Annotated in this window: 22 protein-coding genes; 8 read left to right on the forward strand and 14 right to left on the reverse strand. The window is 61.9% G+C overall.

All coding sequences use genetic code 11. The features are described from left to right. Positions 1-7: 7 nt before the first annotated feature. Both A11A3_RS10450 and A11A3_RS10455 read right to left on the reverse strand, forming a co-directional pair. On the reverse strand, positions 8-616 hold the full coding sequence (locus tag A11A3_RS10450) for a DUF924 family protein (RefSeq protein ID WP_008929265.1): 609 nt from the start codon (positions 614-616) through the stop codon (positions 8-10). Beyond that, entirely contained in the window at positions 616-1,236 is a 621-nt protein-coding gene (locus A11A3_RS10455; protein ID WP_008929266.1) for an arylesterase, read from the reverse strand. The genes A11A3_RS10450 and A11A3_RS10455 overlap by 1 nt, the downstream gene beginning before the upstream one ends. Here A11A3_RS10455 and A11A3_RS10460 point away from each other — a divergent pair. Continuing rightward, positions 1,235-1,912: an ABC transporter ATP-binding protein gene (locus tag A11A3_RS10460; RefSeq protein ID WP_008929267.1), complete on the forward strand. Its 678-nt coding sequence runs from the start codon at positions 1,235-1,237 to the stop codon at positions 1,910-1,912. The genes A11A3_RS10455 and A11A3_RS10460 overlap by 2 nt on opposite strands. Beyond that, entirely contained in the window at positions 1,905-4,325 is a 2,421-nt protein-coding gene (locus A11A3_RS10465) for an ABC transporter permease (RefSeq protein WP_008929268.1), read from the forward strand. Before A11A3_RS10460 ends, A11A3_RS10465 begins: the two co-directional genes overlap by 8 nt. Here A11A3_RS10465 and A11A3_RS10470 read toward each other — a convergent pair. Beyond that, entirely contained in the window at positions 4,293-5,483 is a 1,191-nt protein-coding gene (locus A11A3_RS10470) for a multidrug effflux MFS transporter (RefSeq protein WP_008929269.1), read from the reverse strand. The genes A11A3_RS10465 and A11A3_RS10470 overlap by 33 nt on opposite strands. Positions 5,484-5,681: 198 nt before the next feature. On the opposite strand from A11A3_RS10470, the gene A11A3_RS10475 reads away from it, so the two are divergent. Further along, positions 5,682-7,586: a cation:proton antiporter gene (locus tag A11A3_RS10475; RefSeq protein ID WP_008929270.1), complete on the forward strand. Its 1,905-nt coding sequence runs from the start codon at positions 5,682-5,684 to the stop codon at positions 7,584-7,586. A gap of 12 nt (positions 7,587-7,598) precedes the next feature. On the opposite strand, the gene A11A3_RS10480 is transcribed toward A11A3_RS10475, so the two are convergent. The 6 genes from A11A3_RS10480 to A11A3_RS10505 form a co-directional block, all read right to left on the reverse strand. Beyond that, the gene (locus A11A3_RS10480; protein ID WP_008929271.1) at positions 7,599-8,003 is read right to left on the reverse strand and encodes a MerR family transcriptional regulator; all 405 of its coding nucleotides are present in this window, start codon (positions 8,001-8,003) and stop codon (positions 7,599-7,601) included. Position 8,004: 1 nt separating this feature from the next. Further along, on the reverse strand, positions 8,005-8,964 hold the full coding sequence (locus A11A3_RS10485) for a hypothetical protein (RefSeq protein WP_008929272.1): 960 nt from the start codon (positions 8,962-8,964) through the stop codon (positions 8,005-8,007). Positions 8,965-8,966: 2 nt separating this feature from the next. Further along, a complete protein-coding gene (locus tag A11A3_RS10490; RefSeq protein WP_008929273.1) occupies positions 8,967-10,526 on the reverse strand; it encodes an FGGY-family carbohydrate kinase in 1,560 nt (519 codons plus the stop codon). Beyond that, entirely contained in the window at positions 10,526-12,025 is a 1,500-nt protein-coding gene (locus A11A3_RS10495) for a glycerol-3-phosphate dehydrogenase/oxidase (protein ID WP_008929274.1), read from the reverse strand. Before A11A3_RS10495 ends, A11A3_RS10490 begins: the two co-directional genes overlap by 1 nt. Positions 12,026-12,035: 10 nt before the next feature. Continuing rightward, the gene (locus A11A3_RS10500; RefSeq protein ID WP_008929275.1) at positions 12,036-13,643 is read right to left on the reverse strand and encodes an FAD-binding oxidoreductase; all 1,608 of its coding nucleotides are present in this window, start codon (positions 13,641-13,643) and stop codon (positions 12,036-12,038) included. Between the two features lie 132 nt (positions 13,644-13,775). After that, positions 13,776-14,624 (reverse strand): lysophospholipid acyltransferase family protein, encoded by an 849-nt coding sequence (locus A11A3_RS10505; protein ID WP_008929276.1) that lies wholly within the window; start codon positions 14,622-14,624, stop codon positions 13,776-13,778. Positions 14,625-14,835: 211 nt separating this feature from the next. On the opposite strand from A11A3_RS10505, the gene A11A3_RS10510 reads away from it, so the two are divergent. From A11A3_RS10510 to A11A3_RS10525, 4 genes are all read left to right on the forward strand, one after another. After that, entirely contained in the window at positions 14,836-15,504 is a 669-nt protein-coding gene (locus A11A3_RS10510; RefSeq protein ID WP_008929277.1) for a YiaD family glycine zipper/OmpA-like lipoprotein, read from the forward strand. A gap of 121 nt (positions 15,505-15,625) precedes the next feature. Further along, the gene (gene ada / locus A11A3_RS10515; protein ID WP_008929278.1) at positions 15,626-16,678 is read left to right on the forward strand and encodes a bifunctional DNA-binding transcriptional regulator/O6-methylguanine-DNA methyltransferase Ada; all 1,053 of its coding nucleotides are present in this window, start codon (positions 15,626-15,628) and stop codon (positions 16,676-16,678) included. 4 nt (positions 16,679-16,682) lie between these two features. Then, the gene (locus tag A11A3_RS10520; protein ID WP_008929279.1) at positions 16,683-17,543 is read left to right on the forward strand and encodes a DNA-3-methyladenine glycosylase family protein; all 861 of its coding nucleotides are present in this window, start codon (positions 16,683-16,685) and stop codon (positions 17,541-17,543) included. Between the two features lie 22 nt (positions 17,544-17,565). Next, positions 17,566-18,366 (forward strand): patatin-like phospholipase family protein, encoded by an 801-nt coding sequence (locus tag A11A3_RS10525; RefSeq protein WP_008929280.1) that lies wholly within the window; start codon positions 17,566-17,568, stop codon positions 18,364-18,366. Here A11A3_RS10525 and A11A3_RS10530 read toward each other — a convergent pair. From A11A3_RS10530 to A11A3_RS10540, 3 genes are all read right to left on the reverse strand, one after another. Beyond that, the gene (locus A11A3_RS10530; RefSeq protein ID WP_008929281.1) at positions 18,348-19,460 is read right to left on the reverse strand and encodes a diiron oxygenase; all 1,113 of its coding nucleotides are present in this window, start codon (positions 19,458-19,460) and stop codon (positions 18,348-18,350) included. The genes A11A3_RS10525 and A11A3_RS10530 overlap by 19 nt on opposite strands. 109 nt (positions 19,461-19,569) lie before the next feature. After that, positions 19,570-20,040 (reverse strand): PaaI family thioesterase, encoded by a 471-nt coding sequence (locus A11A3_RS10535; RefSeq protein ID WP_008929282.1) that lies wholly within the window; start codon positions 20,038-20,040, stop codon positions 19,570-19,572. Then, positions 20,040-20,507, reverse strand: coding sequence for a PaaI family thioesterase (locus A11A3_RS10540; RefSeq protein ID WP_237738853.1), 468 nt, complete (start codon positions 20,505-20,507; stop codon positions 20,040-20,042). The genes A11A3_RS10535 and A11A3_RS10540 overlap by 1 nt, the downstream gene beginning before the upstream one ends. Before the next feature lie 137 nt (positions 20,508-20,644). On the opposite strand from A11A3_RS10540, the gene A11A3_RS10545 reads away from it, so the two are divergent. Further along, the gene (locus A11A3_RS10545) at positions 20,645-21,769 is read left to right on the forward strand and encodes an alpha/beta fold hydrolase (RefSeq protein WP_008929284.1); all 1,125 of its coding nucleotides are present in this window, start codon (positions 20,645-20,647) and stop codon (positions 21,767-21,769) included. Positions 21,770-21,792: 23 nt separating this feature from the next. On the opposite strand, the gene A11A3_RS10550 is transcribed toward A11A3_RS10545, so the two are convergent. Further along, complete coding sequence (locus A11A3_RS10550) at positions 21,793-22,581, reverse strand: hypothetical protein (RefSeq protein ID WP_008929285.1); 789 nt, start codon at positions 22,579-22,581, stop codon at positions 21,793-21,795. A gap of 92 nt (positions 22,582-22,673) precedes the next feature. Beyond that, a complete protein-coding gene (locus A11A3_RS10555; RefSeq protein ID WP_237738854.1) occupies positions 22,674-23,441 on the reverse strand; it encodes a hypothetical protein in 768 nt (255 codons plus the stop codon). Positions 23,442-23,577: the final 136 nt, after the last annotated feature.

The raw sequence follows: 23,577 nt of genomic DNA on the forward strand, positions 1-23,577 counted from the left end.
GATCCCGCTACTGACCGAAGCTGCCGCTGGCTTCCAGAAACGCCATTTCCTCTGCCGTCGACGCCCGTCCCAGGGCGTCGTTACGGTGAGGGAAACGCCCGAAGCGGGTAATGATTTCCTGATGCTGGCGTGCCGAGCGCAGGCTGTCAGCCACGGCTTGCCGGTATTCGGCATCACATTCGTGGGACAGCCGCTCCAGGCTGGCAAGGCACAAGCGCTGCAGATCCTCGTCTTCGGCGTGCATCAGCGGCATGTAGAAAAACACCCGTTGCATGGCGGGCAATGACTGATCCATACGGCGGGATAGCCCCTCCACCGCCAGGGTGGCCGCCCGATGATCCCCGGCAAAGGCCCGGGCCTCGCCCCGGTAGATATGCCGGGGAAACTGATCAAGCAGCACAATCAAGGCCAGCCGGGACGGCGCATGACGCTCCCACTCCACCAGCTCGCGTTGCAATGCGGCGGTCACAAGAGCACCGAAACGATGGTCGATTTGCGCATCATCCGCGGCACTGGCACGAAACCACAGCCGCCGGGAAGTCGGTGCCGGATCACTCCCTTGCGTAAACCAGTAATCCAGTATCTCCTGCCAGGCGTCACTCTCGAACGAAAACATCACTGCCCTCCCCGGCAAAGTGGCGCCAGTGGCTTGTCCATGACCGTCAAGGCATTGGCCAGCAAGCGCGGCTGGGCGGCCGCCGTGGGGTGGATGCCATCCTGCTGCAACTGCCCCTGACTTACTACACCCTCCAGAAAGAAAGGCATCAGGGGAACCTGCAGGCTATTGCCCAGGTCACGGAATTGCTGCTCAAACAGACGGGTATACTGCTGGCCATAGTTGGGTGGAATCTTCATGCCCAGCAACACCGGTACGGCGCCGGCCTGTCGGCTGGCCTCGACCATGGCGCGCAGATTATCCGCCATGGCCATGGGGGACAGCCCGCGCAGCCCGTCATTGCCCCCCAGTTCGATCACCACCAGCTCCGGCTGGTATTGATTCAACAGTGCGGGCAGCCGCTGCCGGCCGCCAGCCGTGGTTTCGCCACTGACTGACGCATTGATCACCCGGATTCCGCTACACTGATCTGAGAGGTGATCGCGCAGCAGTGCTACCCAGCCCTGCTTTTCATCAATGCCGTAGGCGGCGCTGATGCTGTCACCCATGATCAGCACGCCCTTGGCAAAGGCGGCCACTGGCAGCAACATCACAATGGCAATTATCAGGCGTAAACGCATGACCGCTAGTTCCCCTGTTCTGGAAGCAACAACACTCAGTAAACACGTCCAGGGCCCGGAAGAAAAACTGGCCCTGCTGGAAGATATCAGCCTCAGCGTGATGCCGGGCGACAGCCTTGCCATTACTGGCCCGTCCGGCTCCGGCAAGTCTACCCTGCTGACCCTGCTGGCCGGACTCGATGTACCCAGTGCCGGGCAAGTGTATCTCAATGGGGCGCCATTCAGCGCTGGCAGTGAAGACCAGCGGGCCCGCCTGCGCGGTGAACACTGCGGTTTTGTATTCCAGCATTTCCAGCTGGTTGCCGACCTCACCGCCCTGGAAAATGTCATGTTGCCGCTGGAAATTCTCGGCAGAAAACGCCCGCGCGAACAGGCTCAACACTGGCTGGAACAGGTTGGCCTGGGGCGTCGGTGCCATCATTTCCCGGAACAGCTGTCCGGTGGTGAACAGCAACGGGTGGCGCTCGCCCGTGCCTTTGTGGTTTCACCGGCGCTGCTGTTTGCCGATGAACCCACCGGCAGCCTGGACTATCGTAATGGCGAACATGTGGCCGAATTGCTATTTGATCTCAATCGCCAGCAGGGTACGGCCCTGGTGCTGGTAACACATGATCCGGCGCTGGCCGCACGCTGCCAGCATCAACTGTCGCTGGTGGACGGAAAGCTGCATGCTTGATCGACATAGCCGTCGCGCCTGGCGTTCATCGGCCTTTCGTATCCAGGCACTGGCGGTACTCCTGGCCGCCTTCACCCTGACTGCCATGTTGCAGCTGCACCACGCCCTGGATGCCCGCTTCAGTGAACGCACGGCCACTACCCTGGGCGGGGATCTGGTGCTGGAAGGCAGCCAGCCGCCCACACCGGCGCAGCGCCAGGTGCTCCAGGGCGTGCGTCATGCACAGACCGTCGGTTTTGCCAGCGTACTGATCAACGAGAATCACTTTCTACTGGCCAGCATCGAAGCGGTTTCCGACAGCTACCCACTTTACGGCCAGGTTATCATCGCCAACTCACGTTTCGCCGAAGGCGAGCCCGTCAGCGGCGGGCCGCCCGCCGGGCACCTATGGCTGGCAGGCACCGCCCTGGACCGCCTGGGGCTGGCCGTGGGCGAGTTCATTACACTTGGGGAAAAGACCTTCCTGATCGGCGGCGTCCTGGTGCAGGAGCCGGATCAGCAGTCCGGCTTCTACAGCATGAATCCCCGGGTCCTGATGAACCTGAAGGATCTGCCCGCCACCGGCGTGCTGGCTACCGGCAGCCGTTACAAACAACGACTACTGATTGCCGCGCCGGCGCCACGGATATCCGCACTGGCGATAACACTGAGTGATGGTCTGCGCCCCGACCAGACGCTGGAAAACGCCGCCGACAGCAGCCTTCAGCAGCGCGGCCCGGTGCGGCAGCTGTTCCTCTGGTCTCGCCTGGCGGTGATGCTGATTCTGTTGCTGTGCGCCGCGGCCATCTATCTCACTGCCGCCCTGCGTGCGCATCAGCAACAACGCCTCAGCGCTGTCATGAAAACCGTGGGCGCCCGTCGAGGCCAGCTGATACGGCGAATTATCGTGGGTGAAATGCTACCCCTGCTGTGGCCGGCACTGATTGGCACGGCCATGGCGCTCATGGCCATGCCGGCATTGTTGAGCTGGCTGGGCATGCCGCTGGCGGATGGCCGTGACCAATGGCAGATGGCTCTGGGTGGACTGGCGAGCCCCTTGCTGCTTTGGGCGGGCTATGCGTTGCCTCCGCTGTGGCAGCGCATCGGCTTGCCCACCGTGGCACTACTGCGCGAACAGGTCGTGATCAACCGGAGGCAGCGACTGCTGACCCTGCTGCTGGCCATTGCCACTCCGCTGCCACTGGCCTGGCTGCTGGCCGGCTCGCTGATGGCGCTGTGGCCTCTGCTGCTGGTGATGGCGGCCGTGGCCGTGGGCCTGCCGTTGCTGCTCTGGCCCCTGGTAAGTCTGGCGGACCGTGCCAGTGGCCGGCTATCGCTGGCGGCACGGCTGGCATTGCGCCGTTTCAGTCGGCGACGTGCCATGACGCTGCCCTTACTGGCGGCCCTGACCGTGGCCCTGGCGACCATGACCCTGTCCCTGCATACCGGCCAGCAGTTGATACAGCAGTGGCGCAGCACTCTGCCCGAACAGGCGCCCAATTATTTCGTCATCAATATTTTCGATCAGGATCTGCCGGAACTACGACGCTGGCTGACTGCGCACGGCAGCCAGACTCAGCCGCTCTACCCCATCACCCGGGCTCGTTTGACACTGATCAACCAGACGCCGGTCCGTGAGGCGGTCAGCAAGGAAAATGATCGCGGTCAGCGGGCCCTGAATCGTGACCTGTCACTCACTGAAGCGGATGCCCTGCCGCAGAGCAATACGCTACTGTCAGGCACCCTGGCCACGGCCGCCGGCGAGGTCACCGTGGAAAGTCGTCTGGCGGAAAGCCTGGATATTCAGATTGGTGATCAACTGACCTTTACCGCGCCGCAACAGACCATCGACGCCAGGGTGACCGGTATCCGGGAGGTCAACTGGGAAAGCTTCGCTCCCAATTTCTATTTTATGTTCGCGCCGGGCTCGCTGGGTGCGCAGAACCGAACCTGGCTGACCAGCTTCTATCTGCCACCGGGTAACAGCGCCGCCCTCACTCAACTGGTACAGCAGTTTCCCCATCTGTCACTGCTGGATGTGAACGCCCTGCTTAACACCCTGCAATCGCTGATCAGTCAGGCCAGTCAGGCCGCCCTGGCCCTGGCACTGTTGTTGCTTGTCGCCGCCTTGCTGGTGCTGGCCGCGGCGCTGCTGGCCACCGGTGAACAGCGACGCAAGGACAATCGCCTGTTGGTGCTGGTGGGTGCCCGACAGGGGCTATTGAAACGTATCAATGGCTGGCAGGCGTGGATGCTGGGCGGCACCGCAGCACTGCTGGCCAACCTGCTGCATCTGCTGGCGCTGATACCGCTGGGCCAGTTGCTGTTTGACGGTCGCCTGCCTCTGTCACCCTGGCTCGCCCTGCCCTGGGCGCTGGCGCTGGTGGTGACTGCCGTGGCTTTAATCCGGCATCGCGGTGCCGCGGGTCAGTAGCGCATACACCAACAGAGCCGCAATGCTACTGCCTGCCATCAGCACGGTCATCGGCAAGGGCGTGCCGTCGTGCCAGCTGCCCAGTAGTGAGCCGATCAGCCCGGCGAGCAGAAACTGCAGGCTGCCATTGAGGCCGGTGGCAGCGCCACTATCACGCTCGAACAGCGCCAGAAAGCTGGCAATGGCATTGGGCACCACCAGCGCGACCATGCCGGCGGCCATCATGATCAGGATCACGGTATTCCAGAGCGCCAGTTGCCCGGTCACGGTCAGCAACAACAGCGTGCTGCCGGCACAGGCCTGAATCACCAGCGCCACGGCCATGATTGAGGCGCTACTAAAACGGCGAATCAACAATACATTAAGACGGTTGAGTCCCAGCATGGTCACCACATTGGCACCGAAATAGAGCGGAAAGTGGCCGGCACTGACGCCGAAGTAATCCATGTAGAGAAACGCCGCATCGGTGATAAAGGTGAACATCGCGGCGAAAGCCAGGCCGTTGGCAAGAATGAAGCCCATGGCACGGCGCTGGCGCAGTACCCGGCCATAGGCCGAGAACATGCGCTGACGCAGGGGTTCCGGCCCCGGCTCATGGCGCACGCTGGGCAGCAGAAAACGCACCACCAGTGCCAGGCCACTGCCATAGAGCGCCAGCATGACAAAAATGCCGGGCCAGCCGGTGGTCTTGAGCAGCGCCGCGCCAATGGCCGGTGCCAGCAAGGGCGCCAGCAGCATCACCAGGCCGATGGACGTCAGCACCCGGGCCGCCTGGGGTCCATTGAAATGATCACGCACGGAAGCCCCGGCAATCACCACCGTGGCACCGCCCCCAATCGCTTGCAGGGCCCGCATCAGGTAAAGGGTTTCAATATTGCGGCTGACCGCAATCACGGCGCTGGCCAGCACGAAAGCGCTCAGGCCGACATAGGCCACCGGTTTGCGGCCGAAATGATCGGACAAAGGTCCCCCCAGCCATTGCCCCGCAGCCACCCCCAGCACGTAGATACTGACCGACAGTTCCACATCATGGATCGGCACCTGAAAATGGTGCGACATGGTCAGCAGTGCCGGCAGGTAGGTATCAATGGCCAGTGGCCCCAGGGCTACCAGAGCGCCCAGCATCAGAGCCAGCCGCCCCGGGCTGATGGTCGACATAATCACTTCCGGCAAAAGAGGGCCGACAAGCCTACTCCAATGGCCCTTTTCTCGCAGCACTATTGCCCTTGCCGGTGTAAAACGGGCACATTTGGGGCTCGGCAATGGCTGCCGACGTCCGGGAATTTTTCAATTGCGCGGCAGCCAATCAGAGGCCGCTGGGTTATGCTTTGCGGTCGGCAATGATCAAGGAATTTCATGGAACTGAGTGTCCCCTTCCAGCTGGCCATCATCGTGGTGGTCGCTTTCGTCTGTCAGTGGGCCTCCTGGCGCATCAAGCTTCCGGCCATTCTTCCGCTGCTGCTTACCGGGCTGGCCCTGGGGCCGCTGTTTGGCGTTCTGGACCCCAAAACCCTTTTCGGTGATCTGCTATTGCCCGGTGTTTCCCTGGCGGTTGCCATTATTCTCTTTGAAGGGGCCATGACGCTGCACTTCGACGAGATCCGCGGGCTGGAAAAAACCGTGCGACGGCTGGTGTCCTGGGGCGCACTGATAACCTGGGTGGTGGTGACCGTTTCCGCCTGGTGGTTGTTGAAAATTCCTTTCGGGCTGGCATTACTGTTTGGTGCCCTGGTGGTGGTCACCGGCCCCACCGTGATCGTGCCACTTTTGCGCAGTGTCAGGCCGGTGAGCAGCGTGGCACGACTGCTACGCTGGGAAGGCATCGTGATCGACCCGCTGGGTGCCATCCTGGCGGTACTGGCCTATGAATTCGTGGTGGTCAGTGGCCGTGATGATGCCCTGCTCCATTCGTTGTGGATGTTTTTCCGTACCATCGGCGTCGGCACCCTGATCGGTACCGGCGTCGCCTTTGCCCTGGCGGAACTGTTGCGCCGCCACCTGGTACCGGAATACCTGCGCAGCTTTCTGGTGCTGTCGGTGGTGATCGGTGAATTCGTGCTGGCCAATGGCCTGGGGGAAGAATCCGGGCTGGTGGCGGTGACGGCCACCGGCATCGTGCTGGCCAACCGCAAGGGGGTGCGCACTGACGATATTCTGCACTTCAAGGAAAACCTGTCGGTGATGCTGATCTCCGGGCTGTTCATTGTACTGGCGGCCCGGCTGCAGATGGACCAGCTCAGCAAGATCGGCATGATCGCACTGGCAGTGCTGGCCATCATCCAGTTTGTGGCGCGGCCCCTGTCGGTGTGGATTTCAACGATCGGCTCGTCCCTGAACTGGCGTGAAAAGGCCCTGCTTTCCTGGATTGCACCACGGGGTATCGTGGCCGCAGCCATTTCCGCCCTGTTTGCCGAACGGCTACACCAGAATGGCGTGGAAGGCGCGGAAATGCTGGTGCCCCTCACCTTCATGGTGATTATCGGCACGGTGGCCCTGCAGAGCCTGACAGCCCGGCCACTGGCACGTCTGCTGAAAGTGGCGGAACCGGCACCCCGGGGCTTTTTGATCGTGGGCGCCAATCCGGTGGCCCGGGCCATTGGCCAGGCGCTGCAGAAGAGCGATTGCCCGGTGATGGTTACCGACTCCAGCTGGGAGTCGATCAGGGCGGCGCGCATGGAAGGTCTGGGCACTTTCTATGGCAACCCGGTCTCCCAGTATGCCGACCAGTATCTGGACCTGGTGGGCTACGGCAAGTTGCTGGGGCTGAGCCCCCGTCGCGAACTCAACACCATGGCCACCATGCGCTATCGGCTGGAATTCGGCGAGCAGAACATTTTCAGCCTGGCAGCACAGAAACCGGAAAAGGAAGGCAAGCACGAGGTGGCTCCGGAGCACCGGGGCGCCACCCTCTTTGCCGGTGACATGACCTATGCTCGCCTGGCCAGCCTGCTGAGCCAGGGCGCGGAAATCCGCAAGACTCGCCTCACCGAAGAGTTTGATTTCCAGGCCTATCGGGAAACCCCGGGGCGCCAGGTGTGGCCGTTGTTTGCCCTCGACAGTCGCGAACGCGTACAGGTATTTACCGCCGAGGATCAGCCCGAGCCCAGGGCCGGCTGGCACGTGATCGGGCTGATCAAGGAAGAAAAAGCCAAGGAAGAGGCCCGGGTGGAAGCCCGCGCTGAGGCGGCGGCGGAAAAAGTCGCCGCAGAAAAGAATGGCGAAGGCAAAAGCAAGAAGGCCGACAAGGGTGACAACAAGTAAGCCTCGGTAGCCCTACTCCACAAAGGAATCAATCAGCCCGCAGACCCTGCCGTCGTCCAGGCGGCAGTCCGGGCTTTTTTGCCAGTCTGCCATGGCCTGGCGCATGCGGCCGCTGAGCTGCTGCAACTCGGCGATACGCGCCTCCACGTCCTGCAGGCGAGCCTCGATCAATTCCCGCACGTCCCCGCAGGGCGTTTTGCCGGTTTGCGACTCCTCCACCAGGGCCTGAATATCCGCCAGGGTAAATCCCAGCGAGCGGGCCTTGAGTGCAAAGCGCAGCCTTTGCAGGTTCATCTGGTCATACTGGCGGTAACCGTTTTGCGGGTTGCGCACCGGCGTCAGCAGGCCGATATCGGTGTAATGGCGCACGGTTTCAGCGGTAGTGCCAGCCTTGCGCGCCAGGTCAGATACACGCATGTCAGTGCTCCTTGAGCCATTGGGCCAGCGCCGGCGATGGCGTCTGACCGGTCTGCTGATAATAATCACCAATACGTTCGGCCAGGTCGAGCCCGGGAAACTGCCGGGCCAGCGCGTCAATGAGCTGATGCTGACGCGACCAGGACAGATCGGCGGCCAGGCTGCAGCGCAGGGTCACATCCGCCAGTTGGGCCTGCTCGCGATGGTCCTGCCAGCGCGACACCAGCCAGGGCGCCAGCCAGTCACACTGTCGGTACCGAAGGCCCGCCTCCCCGGCGATGATCGGCAGATAGGCATCGTCCCCCAGGGCTTTTACCAGCCGATCATAGGCTTGCATGAAGCGGCTCGAATCAGCGCCCTTCAAGGCCCGCTCCAGCTGCCATAACGCCGGCTCCGGCCCGGCCTGGGCAGACAGGGCCCGGGGTTCACAGGGCTGGCCGCTGCATTGCATCAGCCATAACGCCTGGGCCGCGGGCCTTTCTGCCACCAGCGCCGATAGCTCGGCACTGTCCGGCTGCTCCTGCAACAGCTGCAGATAGCGCTGCCCGGCACGGCTTTGCAACCAGGGCGCCATCTCCGCCAGCTGGTGGAGGTGAACGCCGGCGGCATAGTCGTACCAGTCGCTCAGGGTGTAGTGAACGGCATCGCTGGTGCGCCCTTCCAGGCGCAGAAAATTGACGGTGCCGTTGTCAAAATGCACCCGCATGCGCACGGCAAACCGGGGGCCTTGCTGATTGAAGCCCGTGATGGCAAAACGGGCCAGCGGCTGCTCGGCCAGCCAGTCATGCAATAGCGACGCAGGCACGTTAACGGCACGCTGATGAGTCAATACACCAGCCAGTCCCTGTTCGGCCAGGTCCTGACGCAGTATCGGCAAGATCGAGGGCTCGGCCCGCACAGACACGGCCAGTAACAGAACCGTGCTGGTGATCAGTGCCAGCCAGAGGAAAGATCGCTTCATCACTAACGGGCCGGGTAGCCAGTAATGCGCCGGATATTGCGATACAGGGGGGCCAGACGCGGGTAAAGCCGGCTGTAGACCTGACGGAACAGCGCATCATAAAGCGCCATCGACTCCGCCTGGGGCTCGAAGCGGCAGCCACCACGCGTCATGGCCGCCACAGCTGTCGGGTAATCCGGGTGCAGACCCATGGCCACTGCGGCATTGATGGCGGCACCCAGCCCCGAGGTTTCGCTGGTATGCGGGCGCACCGCCGGCAGTCCGAAAATATTGGCAGTGATCTGCATGATCACATCGCTCTGGGAGCCGCCGCCGGAGACGCGCAGTTCTCTGACCGGCACACGATTGCGCTTTTCCAGACGTTCCTTGCCCTCACGCAGGGCGTAGGCAATGCCCTCGATGATGGCCCGGTACAAATGGGCGCGGGTATGCACATCGCCAAACCCGATAATGGCGCCCTTCGCTTCCGGCCCGGGAATGCGCACGCCCGGGTTCCAGAAAGGTTGCAGCGTCAGCCCCATGGCACCGGGCGGTGACTGCTCCAGCAGTTCCTCGAACAGGGTTTCCGGCGCCACACCGAGATGCGCGGCCCGCTGGACTTCCTGTTGACCAAACTCGCGCTTGAACCAGTTCACCATCCAGTAGCCGCGCTGGACGATGATTTCGGAGTTGTAACGCCCGGGCACGGCGGCGTTGTAGGCCGGCACGAAACGGATCGGCTCCACATAACGGGCGTTGCAGGTGTTGAAGGTGGCGGTGGTCCCGTAGCTGAGATTGCCGATATCCGGGGTGAAGGCACCGGAGCCGAGCACCTCGCAGGCCTTGTCGGCACCGCAGGCAATCAACGGCAGGCCGGCGGGAATGCCGGTGGCTTCACTGGCTGCCTGGCTAATGCTGCCCAGTCGCTCACCGGGTGCCACCAGTTCCGGCAACTGCTCGCGGCGAACCCGCAGGGCCTTCCATTTCAGGTCCTGGGCCGGCGCCCAGCGGTGGCCCTTGAAGTCATAGGGCAGATAACCCACCTGGGAGGCGGTGCAGTCCCGAAGCTCACCGCACAGGCGATAGGTCAGGTAACCGGACAAGAGCAAGAAGTGCGCCGTCCGTGACCAGATATCCGGCTCTTGCCGGGCCAGCCAGTTGCATTCCGCCTTGGACTGGAACTGGCGCAAGGTCTCGCCCTGCCCCAGCAAGGTCACCGGGGCGCTCAACCACAACGGCAGCGTCGGGTAATCATCGGTGCGTCGCTGGTCCAGCCAGATTACCGCCGGGCGCAACGGCTGCATGTGACGGTCGAGACAGACCACGGAGGCGCGCTGGGTTGTCAGTGCCGCGGCTACCACTCGCTCGCGCAGCTCGGGGACCTGCTGCCACAGGCCCTGGCAGGCGGCGGCCAGGTTGTCCCAGAAATAGCCGGCGGACTGCTCGGCCTGGCCCGGGTGGCCGGGGAAATAGGGTTCGATATGTTGCTGATAGCGGGCTACCAGTTCGCCCCGGGCGTTGAACAGCATGGCCCGGGCGCTCTGCGTTCCCTGATCCAGCGCCAGCAGTAATGGCTCGCCCATCAGGCGGCCTGCTCGCGATTGTCGTCGGCAGCGGGCACACCATAATAACGCTGGTGGATGTCCAGATAACGGCTCAATTCCTGTTCCCAGCGGCGGTCGTCCCAGCCCAGCTGCTGACAGAGGGCCGGTTTCAAACGTTCAAGCACGTCCATGCCCGCCCGTGGATGAATCAGACCCAGGCGAGTACGGCGCAGCATCAGGTCATCCAGATGCACCACGGACTCGCGGGACACAATCCAGTCAATGAAGGCCGGATCGGCCTGGTCGGCATGCAGGAAGGCTTCCACCGCCGCAGGCGCCTGCAGGGGCGTAAAGCCCGGCTGATCGCTTTTCTGGCTACGGCGATGTTCCCGGTCATTGATCAGCCCGGCGGCCAGTAGCGCATCCAGGGCGATCAGACGAAAGGTGGTGAGCTTACCGCCGCTAACCGTCACCACACCATTGTCACCCCAGACGGCATGGTCGCGGCGCTCCTTGGACGGGTCCACGCCCTTGCCCGAGGCAATCACCGGGCGCACGCCGGCGATGGTGCTGTAGATGTCATCGCGACGGATGTGGGCCTGTGGAAACTGGCTATTGATCAGCGTGAGCAGGTAGTCGACTTCCCCGGCGGACGCGGCAGCTTCGATATCCATGTCCTGGGGATGATCCAGGTCGGTGGTGCCGACACAGGTGACCCCCTCCCAGGGGAACACGAACACCGGGCGGCCATCCTGCGGATGCATGACGGTCAGGCAATCGCTCACTGGCAGGCGCTCCGGGTTGATGAACAGGTGGCTGCCGCGCAGGGGGCGAACCCGTTTGTCACTGCCGGACAGACGATCCGCCCAGGCGCCGGTGGCATTGATCACCGTGCGTGCCGCAAGCTGCCGGCTTTCACCACTGACCCGGTCCCGTACGCTGACGCTGAACTGGCCGTGCTCACCGCTGACCGCGTCTACCCGGGCATAATTGATGGCCTGGCCACCATGGCGGGCGGCCTCCAGCAGTGTGCGCATGACCAGGCGACAGTCATCGGTAAGAGCATCGGTGTAGCTCATGGCGCCGGTAATTCCTTCACGGCGCAGCCCTGGCACCCGCTCGAACAGCCGTTGGCGGTTGAGGTAGCGATGATCTCGAATACCGGCAAGAAAGTCGTATAACCACAGCACGGCCTTCATGGGCCAGCGCCCGGGGAATTGGCCCTTGTGCAGAGGAAAAAGGTAAGTGGCACGTTCCACCAGTCCGGGCAATTCCTGCAGCAGTCGTTCGCGCTCCAGCAGGGAATGGCGGGTCAGACGCACATCCCCCTGGGCGATATAACGCAGGCCACCGTGGACCATCTTGGATGAACGGCTGGAGGTACCCCAGGCAAAGTCGGTCTGTTCCAGCAGCAGGGCCCGCTGGCCGCGGCGGGCGGCTTCCAGCAGGACGCCGGCACCGGTGATGCCGCCGCCAATGACGATCAGATCCCACGGTTGATCGCTATCGGCAAGAACTTGGCGTTGTCCCAGTTGCATGCTGCCTCCTTCACTCGCCACGGTTGCTGTCGTCGAGCAGGCACCCCGGATTGAGGTGATGCTCGGGATCAAAGTGATTCATCAGGGCCTGCAAGGCGGCCATGCCCTGCTCGCCCTTTTCCTTGACCAGCCAGGGGGCGTGGTCACGCCCGACACCATGCTGGTGGCTGATGGTGCCTCCCTGGCGGGCAATCACGTCACTGGCGGCGGTCTTCATGGCCTGCCAGCGCTGGTGAGTCTGTTGATAATCCGGCGAACAGCGGAACACATAGGTGGTATAGATACTGGAACCCTGGGGGTACAGGTGTGACAGGTGGGTAAAGACATGCACCGCCTCGCCGTCACCGGCGTGGTCACGAATGGCCTGCTCCATCTTGTTCATGGTTTCGGTGACCCGACTCCAGTCCACACAGGTTTCCAGGGTATCCACGGCATAGCCGTGCTCCCACAGCCCATGGCGCAGATAGGGCGAGCGGAAACGGGCTTCTTCCCATTTCTTGCCCAGCAGCGTCCCGGTCATCACGCCACCGGCCTGACGAATACGGCGGCGAGCTTCGGCCAGGGTCTGGGCGGACTGACGCGCCGGACCGGTGACTCCGAAGGTGATCATGCATTTGTTATCACCACAGCCACGCAGGCGTAGATAGCGGTGCAACAGACCGACCAGACGTTCATGGCCGGCCAGCATCAGGTGGGTACGGGTTTCTTCCGCATTGGACAAACGCAGCATGGACAGCGGCAGTTTGGACTGGGTCATCTCACGCACCAGGGCCACTGCGGTATCCCAGTCCGGCGCGAACGCCACCTGGAAGGTTTCGGTTTCCGGCAATGGTGTGACTCGCACCTTGACCTCGGTGATCACCCCCAAACGCCCTTCCGAGCCCAGCACCATCTCGCGCAGGTCCGGGCCGGCGGAGGATGCCGGGATAGTGGGAATCTCCAGGGTGCCGCGCGGGGTTTCCACTCGCCCGCCGGCAAACATCTGCTCAATGCGGCCATAACGCATGGATTGCTGGCCACTGGAGCGACTGGCGACCCAGCCACCGACGGTGGAAAGCTCCCAGGATTGCGGAAAATGGCCCAGCAGATAGCCTTTTTCCCGCAGCTGGGCTTCCAGTTGCGGGCCCGGCGTGCCGGCGCCAAAGGTGGCGATCTGGCTTTGCGTGTCCAGATCCAGCAGTTGATTCATGGCAGCCAGACTGAGAGTCAGTACTGGCCGTTCCTGCGCCGGCGGGTTGATATGCCCGACCACCGAGGTGCCGCCGCCATAGGGAATCACGGCAATATCATTGGCCCGGGCCCAGTCCAGCAATTCACGGACTTGGTCACTGCTTTGCGGCAGCGCCACCCCATCGGGGAACACCTGGAAATCGCCGGAGCGCATGGCCAGCCAGTCCGGCAGGCTTTGCCCCCGGGCATGGCGGACCCGCAGTTCCGCATCGGTGCTGACCAGTGGATGGTCGGGCAGGCGGCTGGCCGGCACCTGTTGCAGCACGGCTTGCAGGTCCGCATCACTGAGCGGAATGCCATTGCCCAGGCGCGCCTGAATGAAGCGCAGCCCCGAAGGCTTCAACGGATAGTGATTTGCACTGTCACCCCAACCATTCCAGCGTCGCATGCCTTCTCCTTTATTCGGCCAGATCCCGCCCTATGTTGTTGGGCATGGTACCCCCCGCAAGCCGGCCTTTCACTGGCTCTGCGGGACAGCATATGGACAATTTGTGACAGCTTTACGCTGGCCGACCGGAGTCTAATTCTGATCCAGCAACCAGCGCCGCCAGCCTTTTTGCCGCGCCTGTTGTCGGCGCTCTTCCAGACTGGCCAGCATGCCGTTGATGGAATCGGCCACCTGCTCGCGAATCTGCCAGCAAACCGCCTTTTCATCCTGCCGGCCCTGTACCGGCCCGGTGGCAATGGGCTTGCCGATTTCAAACCAGAACGGCTCCGGCCGGGGAATCAGGGTCGGCCCCACGCCCCGGGCCAATGGCATGAACAGATCACCGTCACGCAACAGTTTGTTGAGCCCCGGGCGTTTGAGTAACCGTTTGCCCAGACGTGACTGACGGAAGTCATTGCCGTCATAGAGAATGCGGAAGCTTCGATCACAGCCCGCCGAGGCAAAGGGAATGATGTCGTAGCCATGCTCGATGGCCAGTCGGGCAAACCCGGTGCGCTGTTTCCACACCAGTTGGTGGACCTCGTCACGGCGCATGGCAACCTCCCGCGCGCCGCCCGGGAACACCAGCACATGCTGGCCATCGTGCATCAGCGCGCGGCAGTTTTCCGGCGTACCCTCCACCGCGCCCCAGCGCAGCAATGTGCGCCCCCAAACGGGAATATCGAAATGAAAATGATCCCCCAGCGCCCGCGGGTAGACGCCGGTACGGCGATACAACTCGAGCATGAAAAGCGGCGAATCAATCAGGCCGTAAAGGCCATGATTGCCCACGAACAAGGCCGGTCGTTGCGGGTCCACGTTGTCGGCGCCAAACAGTCTGGGGGAAAAATAGGCGCTGGAGAGGGTCATCAACCGTTGCAGGGTCTTGACCGGCGGCGGGGTGAATCCGGTGATAGCCGGTGTCGGAGTATCCTTCGACATGCAAATCCTGTAATGCGAATGTGAAACCGCTACTTTACCAGTTTTTACAGCAACGCTATGGTGCTTGCGGGCCTTTATCCTCTACAAAGGCATAAATAAGGGGTTGGGAGCCGCCGTCGCCGACACGCATGTATCACAAACATGGTGTGCAACAGCGCCACCCGGTTTTTCCCAACCCCGATTAAAAGAGTCATAAATTTCAGGAGCTTTCATGAAACGCATCGCCGGATGTCTTGCCCTTGCCGGGGCCGTGGCACTGCAACCCGCCTGTTCCACCATCAACCCCTACACCGGGGAAAAGCAGACTTCCAAAGCCACCTCCGGTGCCGCCATTGGTGCCGTGGCCGGTGCCCTGATCGGCATTGCCACCTCAGACAATGCCAAAGAGCGTAAAGAGCGCGCCCTGGCCGGTGCTGGCATCGGCGCCATCAGTGGTGGTGGCGTGGGTTACTACATGGATGTGCAGGAAGCCAAGCTGCGCCAGAAAATGGAAGGCGCCGGCGTTTCCGTGACCCGCGATGGTGACAACATCATCCTGAACATGCCGGGTAACCTGACCTTCGACACCGATAGCTCCACGGTCAAATCGTCCTTCCGCCCGGTACTGGACGCGGTTTCCGAAGTGCTCAAGGAGTACAAGTCCACCATGGTTCAGGTGGCCGGTCACACCGATAGCACCGGCGGTGATCGCTATAACCTGCTGCTCTCCCAACAGCGCGCCCAGGCCGTGGCCAATGTGTTGTCCGGCTACGGCGTGGAAGCCGTGCGCATGGACGTGGTCGGCTTTGGTGAAACCCAGCCGATTGCCTCCAACAGCACGGCTTCCGGCCGTGAGCAGAACCGTCGCGTCGAGCTGACCCTGCTGCCCTACACCAAGTAAGCCCCGGCGGCGGGGCCAGCCGGCCCTGCCCCACTCTTTCCGATTTAAGCGCAATCCCGGGCGTGCACTGCCCCAGCATGCATCGCACAATGGTCAGAGATACTCATTGAGGCCCAAGACCATGAACCGGGACAGTGCTGTTATTCGTGACCCTCGCTGGCAACAGATTGTTGACCGGGACCCGCGCGCCAACGGCCAGTTCGTTTATGCGGTTGTCACCACCGGCATCTATTGCCTGCCCTCCTGTCCATCGCGCCGCGCCCGACCGGAAAATATCCGCTTTTACGCCAGTGCCGATGCGGCGCAACAGGCCGGTTATCGCCCCTGCCGCCGTTGCCGCCCGGATCAACCGGATGCGCTGGGCGAAAGGCTGACAGCCATCTGCCGCCAGATTGAGCAGGCGGAAAGCATGCCGACGCTGGAAACCCTGGCAAGACAGGCCGGGCTCAGCCGCTATCACCTGCAACGCCAGTTCAAGGCGCGCCTGGGCCTGACGCCCCGCCAGTACGGTCAGGCCCTTCGTGACCGGCGCCTGCGCGAGGCACTACAAGGCGGCAAGAGTGCTACCCGGGCTATTATCGACGCCGGCTACAGCTCCACCAGCCATGCCCACCGGCACAGCGAAAAGGTGCTGGGCATGCGCCCGTCACAATACGCCCGTGGTGAAGCGCAAACCATTTACTTCGCCGTGGCGGCCACCAGTCTGGGCGCCCTGCTGGTAGCCGAAACCCGGCGCGGGCTATGCGCCATCAGTCTTGGTGATGAGCCGGCGCCGCTGGTGGAGGAGCTCCAGGAGCGGTTTGCCGGGGCGACGCTGATCGGCGGTGACAGGGATTTTGAGCAGCGGGTGGCGCAGGTGGTGGCCCTGGTGGAGCAGCCCGGCCTGCCCCTGCCATTGCCTCTGGATATCCGCGGCACGGTGTTTCAGCAGCGGGTCTGGCAGGCGCTGCGCGACATTCCCGTGGGCGAAACGGTCAGTTATCAGGCGCTGGCCGAGCGTCTGGGCATGCCCGGTGGCGCCCGTGCCGTGGCCCGCGCCTGTGCCAGCAACACCCTGGCGCTGGCGATTCCCTGCCACCGGGTGATCCGCACCGATGGCGGCCTGTCCGGCTATCGCTGGGGCATTGAACGCAAGCAGTGCCTGCTGGACAGGGAAAAAGCGGTAGATCCTTAATTCCATGACGCTGACTCTCACCCTGCCCGCGGATTTCCGCAACCAGGACTTTCTCGATTTTCACCGTCGCGATCCGCAACAACGGGCGGAATGCGTTGACGGTAATCAGCTGCACAAGGGCCTGGTCTGGCAGGGTCGGCCGGCACGCTTATCACTACTACTGGATCAGCAATGCGCTACCGCTCGGCTTGATGCAGCGGGCAGCCAGATTACACCACAGGCCTTGCGGTCACGGGTCGAGCATATGCTGGGTTTGTCCCAGCCGGTGCGGGATTTTCAGCTGGCCTGCCAGGATCACCCTTTACTGGGGCCACTGATCCGCCGCCGACCCGGCCTGCGCGTGCCACAGAGTGGCTCCCCCCATGAAGCGCTCTGCTGGGCCATTATCGGCCAGCAGATCAGTGTCCACGCCGCGCTGTCCATTCGGGCGCGACTGATCGCGAGTACTGGGATCCAGCACGCCAGTGGGCTTTACTGCTTTCCCGATGCCCGCGCCATTCTGAACTGTACGGACACCGCCCTGCGGGCTGCCGGGCTTTCCGGCAGCAAGCTCGGCGCGCTGCGCCGCATCAGCGAGCTGGCGCTGGCGCAACCGGCGCTCTTCGAGCACGATACGCCCCTGCCCGCACAAACCCTCAGTGACAGCCTGCTGGCCATCAGGGGCATAGGCCCGTGGACCGTCAGTTATGCGCTGTTACGAGGTTACGGCAAACTGGATGGCAGCCTGCATGGTGATGTGGCCGTGCGGCGCGGGCTTGCCCGTTTGTTGGGGGAAGAGACCGTGAGCCCCGCCCGCACCGAGCAATGGCTGGCGGCCTTCTCACCCTGGCGCGCCCTGGTGGCCGCGCATCTGTGGGGCATATAACGCAACCAGGACCCCGGTGTTTATGCACACTCAACGCCCCTCGCTTGGCCAGTGGCTCGCCGATGCGCCCTTCACCCTGTCCATGTCGTCCGGCTTTTTCGGTTTTTTTGCCCACGCCGGCGTGCTACAGGCACTGCGGGACAATGCGCTGGAACCGGCGCGGTATACCGGCTCCAGTGCCGGTGCCCTGGTCGCGGGCCTGGCTGCGGCGGGTTGCCTGCCGCAAACCATGAAAGCACGGCTGCATACCCTTGATCGTGATCACTTCTGGGACCCGGGACCGGGACTGGGCGTGTTGAAGGGCCAGGCATTTCGACAGTTGCTTGCCAGCCTGTTGCCGGTCACGAATTTCGGTAGCTGCCCGCGCCCCGTGGCCATCTCGGTCTGGCAAGCGGCCAGTGGGCGGACACAGGTGCTGGAGCACGGCGATCTGGTGGAAGCCATTTACAGCTCCTGCGCGGTACCGGTGCTGTTTCAGCCCGGGCGTATCGATGGCAAGTTGTGCTGGGATGGCGGTATTCGCGACCGGCATGGACTGGCCGGCACGCACAGCGGCGAAAGGATCCTTTATCACCACCTGGCGTCCCGCTCCCCCTGGCGGCGCAAGAGCTCTGCTTCCCTGCAGGTGCCCAGTCGCCGACATATGGTCAGCCTGGTGCTTGAGGGGCTGCCCCGCTCCGGGCCTAGCAGCCTGGAGCAGGGGCGTCTGGCTTTTCAGATGGCGTATCAGGGCACAATTGAGGCCCTGAACCGTCCAGTGAAGGACGGTCAGGTACGGTTGGAAATGACACCGGCTTCAAATGCTCAGGAGGCCTCCCCATAAAGCGGTTTGGACAATTCCGCCCAGTCGATATCCCCGTCGTTGACCAGATTCTCGAACTGCAGAATCCCCAGCTCCTCGAATTTGGGCCGCACGGAGTCGGTGAGCAGGCCGATGCGTTTCAGATTGGGGACAATACGGGTGAACAGCAGGTTGCGGAACTGCTCCATGATGGTCGAGGCCAGCACATGTTCGCGTGCCTCGTCTTCATCCCAGCCAAATTCGCGGAACACCTCGGTGCTGACCAACCGCTCGCGCATGACCACACAGGCCTCGAACGCAAAGTGGGCACGCTCTTCCTTTTCTTCTTCAGAAAGAGTCTCAACAAAGTCTTCCAAGTAATTGACGCCAAAGGTAACGTGCCTTGCCTCATCTCGGATAACCAGGTGAATAATCTCTTTGAGAAGCGGGTCCTGGGCGGTCATTTTCAGGGTGTTGAACGCGGCCAGTGCCAGCCCTTCGATGATGATCTGCATGCCGATGAACTTCAGATCCCAGCGCGGATCAGAAAGGATCTTGTCGAGCAGGGATTTGAGGTTGGGGTTGACCGGATAAAAGATGCCGACCTTTTCCTGCAGGTAGCGGGTAAAGACCTCCACGTGACGGGCTTCGTCAAAGGTCTGGCTGGCCGCATACAGCTTGGCGTCATAGCTGGGCGCGCAGCTGGCCAGCTGGGAGGCCACCAGCAAGGCGCCCTGCTCACCGTGCATGAACTGCGCGAGTGTCCAGGCCAGGTTATGCCAACCGAAACGCAACCGCTCTTGCTCGGGCATCTGCTCAAAGGTGGGCCAGCCATTGAAGGGGTTGAAGGCCTGATCCAGCGGCACCTGGTCCTTGGGGAAGTTCTGCGACCAGTCCACGTCCATATCCGCGTTCCAGTTGAGCTCCTTGCCGAGGCGATAGAGCTTGCGGATACGCCCGTCAGCACTGGAATAGTCCCAGTTGTAGTGTCCGGTCAGCGGGGTCTGGAAGATTTCCACCACGTCACGTACGTGATCGGGGGTCAATTTGTCTTCAATATCCTCGCTGCCCGGTCCGTCCCAGCTCTCGTAGATACTCAGGTCGGTGGGCGGCGTCTCGACACGGGTTATTTTCATCGGGGCACCTGCTGTAGCGTTATTATGTGCTTTCACGCTATCGCTGGCGCCCGGAGCTGGCAATGTCGTGTTATGACAGATGCCAGCCACTGGTGGCGCGTATTAACAATCAGGCCAGTTGACTGTCCTGATCACTGTTTTCTTCCGACAACAGGAAGTGGGCTCGGGCAATGGTGATGGGCTCGTCACGCTGCTTCTGCCAGGCGCTGATATGCACATTTGCAATGCGTCGACCCAGGCGGGTAATGCGACACTCGGCAAAGGTGTCACGAAACAGCCCGGCACGCAGGTAATCGATGGTGAAGTCGATGGTTTTGGGCACTCGAGGCTCGCCCATCTGCAGCAGGATGAAGATGATCGCGGCCTGCTCCATGAACCCGGCCACGGCCCCGCCATGCAGAGCCGGCAGCGTGGGGTTGCCGACCACGTTGTCCTGTTTGGGCAGCACAAAGGTCAGCTCTTCGCCCTGGGGAATGACCTGGATGCCCAGAAAACGGGCATAGGGTACATGGTCGACCAGTTCCTGGTAGGTCGCTTCACCATTGCGGCATTGATCAATCAGGGTTTTCAGGGTCTTCATCAGGCTACTACCTTGCCGGCCGAATCAATTTGCATGCGTGTGTAGGTTGCCAGCCCGGTGGCAATGGGCTCGGCGTCATTGCCCTCCTCCCAGGTGGTGATGCGCACAAAGGCCACATGGGTGGTCAGCCGATAGCAGCTGGCCTCGCAGATTACCGCCGCGCCTTTGGCAGGGCCACGCAGATGGTCTACCCGAAAGTCGATGGTCGGGGTGATTTCGAAGGTCGGGAAGGTTCGGCAGGTAATCGCCATGCCGCCGGCCTGGTCCATCATGGCGAAGATGGCGCCGCCATGCATGACACCGGTTTCCGGGTTGCCCACCAGATCCTCGCGCCAGGGCATGCGCACCCGCACCTGCATCTCTTCCGCGCTGACCACTTCCAGCCCGAGTACCACCGAGTGACGCACGGAGCTGAGAAAACGGTTGCATATGTCCAGTCGGGTAAATTCTTTTGACGATTTTGTCACGGCGGCCAATGTCCTTTTAACGTTCGGCGGCGAAGATTAGCGGCTCCGCCTCGCCCTGAAAAGCGGTTACAGTTTTACCATAGCGTACCGTCGCTATTTTGCTAGTGTACGCGCCCCCCAGCCCGGAGGCTCCGTTAATGGCAAAATCATCCCGTCTGAAAACCGGTTTGCAGGCCGTCGGCCATATTGTCGAGCGTCGCCGTTATCCTGATCGTTTTATCCAGGTAGACAAGACCCCCTGGGACGAGATCTATCGCGACGGCATTATGGCGGTACGACATTACAGCCTGCCTCCCATGGATGAAATCGCGGTTAATGACGAGAGCCTGCCGGTCAGCCGGGAAAAGCATCGCATCCCGCTATTACTGGTGCCGGCACTGGGTATCCATTGCTGGACCTACGATCTGATGCCCAACCGTTCCATGGTGCGCTACCTGATGGCCCGCGGTTACGACGTCTACCTGATTGACTGGGGTAAGCCGTCCAATGCGGATCGCAGTTTGGGGCTGGATACCTACGTCAATCGCTGGCTACCGGAAGCGGTGAACGCGGTGCAGGCCCACGCCGAGTGCAAGGACGTCAACCTGATGGGCTATTGCATGGGTGGGCTGCTTTGCCTGATGTATCTGGGTGGGCACCCGGGTAGCCCGGTCAAGAACCTGGTGACCATTGCCAGCCCGGTCAATTTCCACAAGAGTGGCCCCTTCGGCAAGGTGGTCAGCCTGGCTGCGATTCCGGCCATGCAGATCCATGACTGGTTCAAGGTGCGCCTGGAGCCGCTCAACGACGGCCTCTTCCATATCCCGGCCAATTTGCTGGCGCTGGGTTTCAAGATGACCAACCCGCCCGGTGTGGTGCAGTCCTACATGGATCTGGTGCGCAATATCGCCGACCGGGAATATGTCACCGAATACATGACCATGGGTCAGTGGTTCAACGACATGGTGGACTACCCGGGTGCCGTGGTTCGGGAAGTGATCGAGAAAATGCTGCTGGCCAACAGCCTGGCCAACGGTCGCATTCGGGTGGGCGGCCGGGAAATCGATTTTTCCAATATCAAACAGGGCCTTCTGGCCTTTGCCGGCAGTACCGACAACATTGTCAGTCTGCGCGCCGCCCGCGAGATCCTGCGGGTCATTGGCAGCCAGGACAAGCGCTTCGAAGTGGTGCCCGGTGGCCATGCCGGCGTCTTTTCCGGCTCCAAGGCACCCTCCCACAGCTGGCGTATCAGCGCCGACTGGCTGGCCAGTCGCTCCGACTGAGCCAGCCGGGAAGGCTGTTCCTCTCAGGCTCCCAGGGCTTCCACCCTGTCCGCTACCTGGGTGCTGTAACGGTAGAACAGGTAGGGAATTCTCGCCGCGCTCTGGTCATTCATTTTGGGTACCGAGCCGCGGATGAAGGCCCAACGCTGCTGGATAAAGGCCAGTGTCTCTCGACCGCCGGCATTCTCCTGGTAGTGCAGTTGCAGCTTGGCCAGGCGCTTGTCGATATCGGACGCCGCCACGGCAAAATCCATCGGTGCAAGGCTGGTGCCGGTGGGCAGGCCTGCTGACGGAAACGCTGCCAGCGCCAGGTACTCGCTGGCCAGTTTCTGCATGTCCACAGCCAACCGGTAAATATCCAGGTAGGGGCCGGCAGTGCCCAGATCCGTATTTTTCAGCAGACGATCCAGTGTCAGCGTGGTGGTATTCATTTCGCTCATGGCGCCATAGTCGGCATAACCCAGTGTGGCCAGGGGGTTGTCGCGAGCCCGTTCAGACAGCGCTTGCCAGCCGGTTTGCAACTGCGCAACCAGACGGGTTTCCGCGTCAGTAGAGGCGGAGGCCTGTAACGCCTTGATGCGCTGTTCGCCCCGCGAGAGCAACTGATCCAGTGCTGCCTGGTCATCCGGATTATTGCCACGTATGGAAAGCAGATGGAATCCCATGCGTGCTCGCCAGGCATCCATTTGCAGGGAAGCCAAACTCTCCCCGGCAAGATCAGCCTGGGCCGGCATCACGCCGGCGGTCAGCATGGCAATCAAGATAATAACGCGAACGACGCGCAGACGGCGCCAAATCATGGTCACGGACATTCCCTTTCCCTTTGGGTAGCTCTCATCCCTGTATCAAAAAACCCCCGCCGTGGCGGAGGTTCTGTTCGGTGTTGCTGTACTGTCAGGTCCGGTCAGTTGACCGGACCGAAAGTGGGTTTGCCCACATCGGTGGAAGCCAGTTGAATGGCCTGCTCCAGTGTGCCCACCATCTGGTTGGTATAGCGGTAAATCAAAAAAGGTACGGCGTTTTCATAGAACTTGATCATCGACTGGCGGATAAACTGCCATTTCACACTGACCTGGTTAAGGGCTCGGGTCATGGCGTCATCACCGGCATGGGCCTTCTTGGCGGCGGCCAGTTTCTTTTCGAATTCCGGCACCGCTTCCTTGAACGACAGGCGCCCCTCATCACTGCCTGCCGCCATGCCGCCGGCCGGGTCTGCCGCGATATTGAGATATTCCGATGTCATGTGCTCGATGGACACGGCCAGCTCTCGCACATCATCGTATTTGCCGGTGCTGGCCTGGTCGAAGGCCTCCATTTTTTCCGACATTTCCACCGGAATGTCATTCACATCCTGAATGGTGTAAGCGTCGGTGTAGCCCTGGCTGGCAATGGTGTTGCCCTGGGCCGCCTTGCGAAGGGCCTTCCACTGCCGCTGCAGTGCGGTTACCAGCTGGTTTTCGGTTTCACCGCTGGCATTCTGGGCCAGATCACTCAGGGCGCTGTCGGCAGCGCTGATCGCCCCATTAAGATCTACCTCATAGGTCTGGTTACCGGCCATCACCGTGTACATGTGAAAATCGGACCGGATTTTCCAAAGATTCAGTTCCAGATCCTTCAGCTGAGCCTGACTAATCGCTGCCTGCGCTTGCAGGGGCAGGATTAAAAACGTCAAAAGGCTTCCCAGGAAACGCTTTGGCATGGGGACTCCCTTATGCTTGATCTTGTTTTTCTGCTGTTGCAGTTATTGGTATCGTTCTTATGAGTATAAAGCTGAACCGGGGTTCCCGGACAACATACCATAAAATGGC

The sequence above is a fragment of the Alcanivorax hongdengensis A-11-3 genome, from assembly GCF_000300995.1.
GTDB lineage: Bacteria > Pseudomonadota > Gammaproteobacteria > Pseudomonadales > Alcanivoracaceae > Alcanivorax > Alcanivorax hongdengensis.

Coding starts and splice junctions, on each gene's coding strand:
- A11A3_RS10450 (WP_008929265.1), bottom strand. CDS start 616: ATGTTTTCGTTCGAGAGTGACGCCTGGCAGGAGATACTGGATTACTGG.
- A11A3_RS10460 (WP_008929267.1), top strand. CDS start 1,235: ATGACCGCTAGTTCCCCTGTTCTGGAAGCAACAACACTCAGTAAACAC.
- A11A3_RS10455 (WP_008929266.1), bottom strand. CDS start 1,236: ATGCGTTTACGCCTGATAATTGCCATTGTGATGTTGCTGCCAGTGGCC.
- A11A3_RS10465 (WP_008929268.1), top strand. CDS start 1,905: ATGCTTGATCGACATAGCCGTCGCGCCTGGCGTTCATCGGCCTTTCGT.
- A11A3_RS10470 (WP_008929269.1), bottom strand. CDS start 5,483: ATGTCGACCATCAGCCCGGGGCGGCTGGCTCTGATGCTGGGCGCTCTG.
- A11A3_RS10475 (WP_008929270.1), top strand. CDS start 5,682: ATGGAACTGAGTGTCCCCTTCCAGCTGGCCATCATCGTGGTGGTCGCT.
- A11A3_RS10480 (WP_008929271.1), bottom strand. CDS start 8,003: ATGCGTGTATCTGACCTGGCGCGCAAGGCTGGCACTACCGCTGAAACC.
- A11A3_RS10485 (WP_008929272.1), bottom strand. CDS start 8,964: ATGAAGCGATCTTTCCTCTGGCTGGCACTGATCACCAGCACGGTTCTG.
- A11A3_RS10490 (WP_008929273.1), bottom strand. CDS start 10,526: ATGGGCGAGCCATTACTGCTGGCGCTGGATCAGGGAACGCAGAGCGCC.
- A11A3_RS10495 (WP_008929274.1), bottom strand. CDS start 12,025: ATGCAACTGGGACAACGCCAAGTTCTTGCCGATAGCGATCAACCGTGG.
- A11A3_RS10500 (WP_008929275.1), bottom strand. CDS start 13,643: ATGCGACGCTGGAATGGTTGGGGTGACAGTGCAAATCACTATCCGTTG.
- A11A3_RS10505 (WP_008929276.1), bottom strand. CDS start 14,624: ATGTCGAAGGATACTCCGACACCGGCTATCACCGGATTCACCCCGCCG.
- A11A3_RS10510 (WP_008929277.1), top strand. CDS start 14,836: ATGAAACGCATCGCCGGATGTCTTGCCCTTGCCGGGGCCGTGGCACTG.
- ada (WP_008929278.1), top strand. CDS start 15,626: ATGAACCGGGACAGTGCTGTTATTCGTGACCCTCGCTGGCAACAGATT.
- A11A3_RS10520 (WP_008929279.1), top strand. CDS start 16,683: ATGACGCTGACTCTCACCCTGCCCGCGGATTTCCGCAACCAGGACTTT.
- A11A3_RS10525 (WP_008929280.1), top strand. CDS start 17,566: ATGCACACTCAACGCCCCTCGCTTGGCCAGTGGCTCGCCGATGCGCCC.
- A11A3_RS10530 (WP_008929281.1), bottom strand. CDS start 19,460: ATGAAAATAACCCGTGTCGAGACGCCGCCCACCGACCTGAGTATCTAC.
- A11A3_RS10535 (WP_008929282.1), bottom strand. CDS start 20,040: ATGAAGACCCTGAAAACCCTGATTGATCAATGCCGCAATGGTGAAGCG.
- A11A3_RS10545 (WP_008929284.1), top strand. CDS start 20,645: ATGGCAAAATCATCCCGTCTGAAAACCGGTTTGCAGGCCGTCGGCCAT.
- A11A3_RS10550 (WP_008929285.1), bottom strand. CDS start 22,581: ATGTCCGTGACCATGATTTGGCGCCGTCTGCGCGTCGTTCGCGTTATT.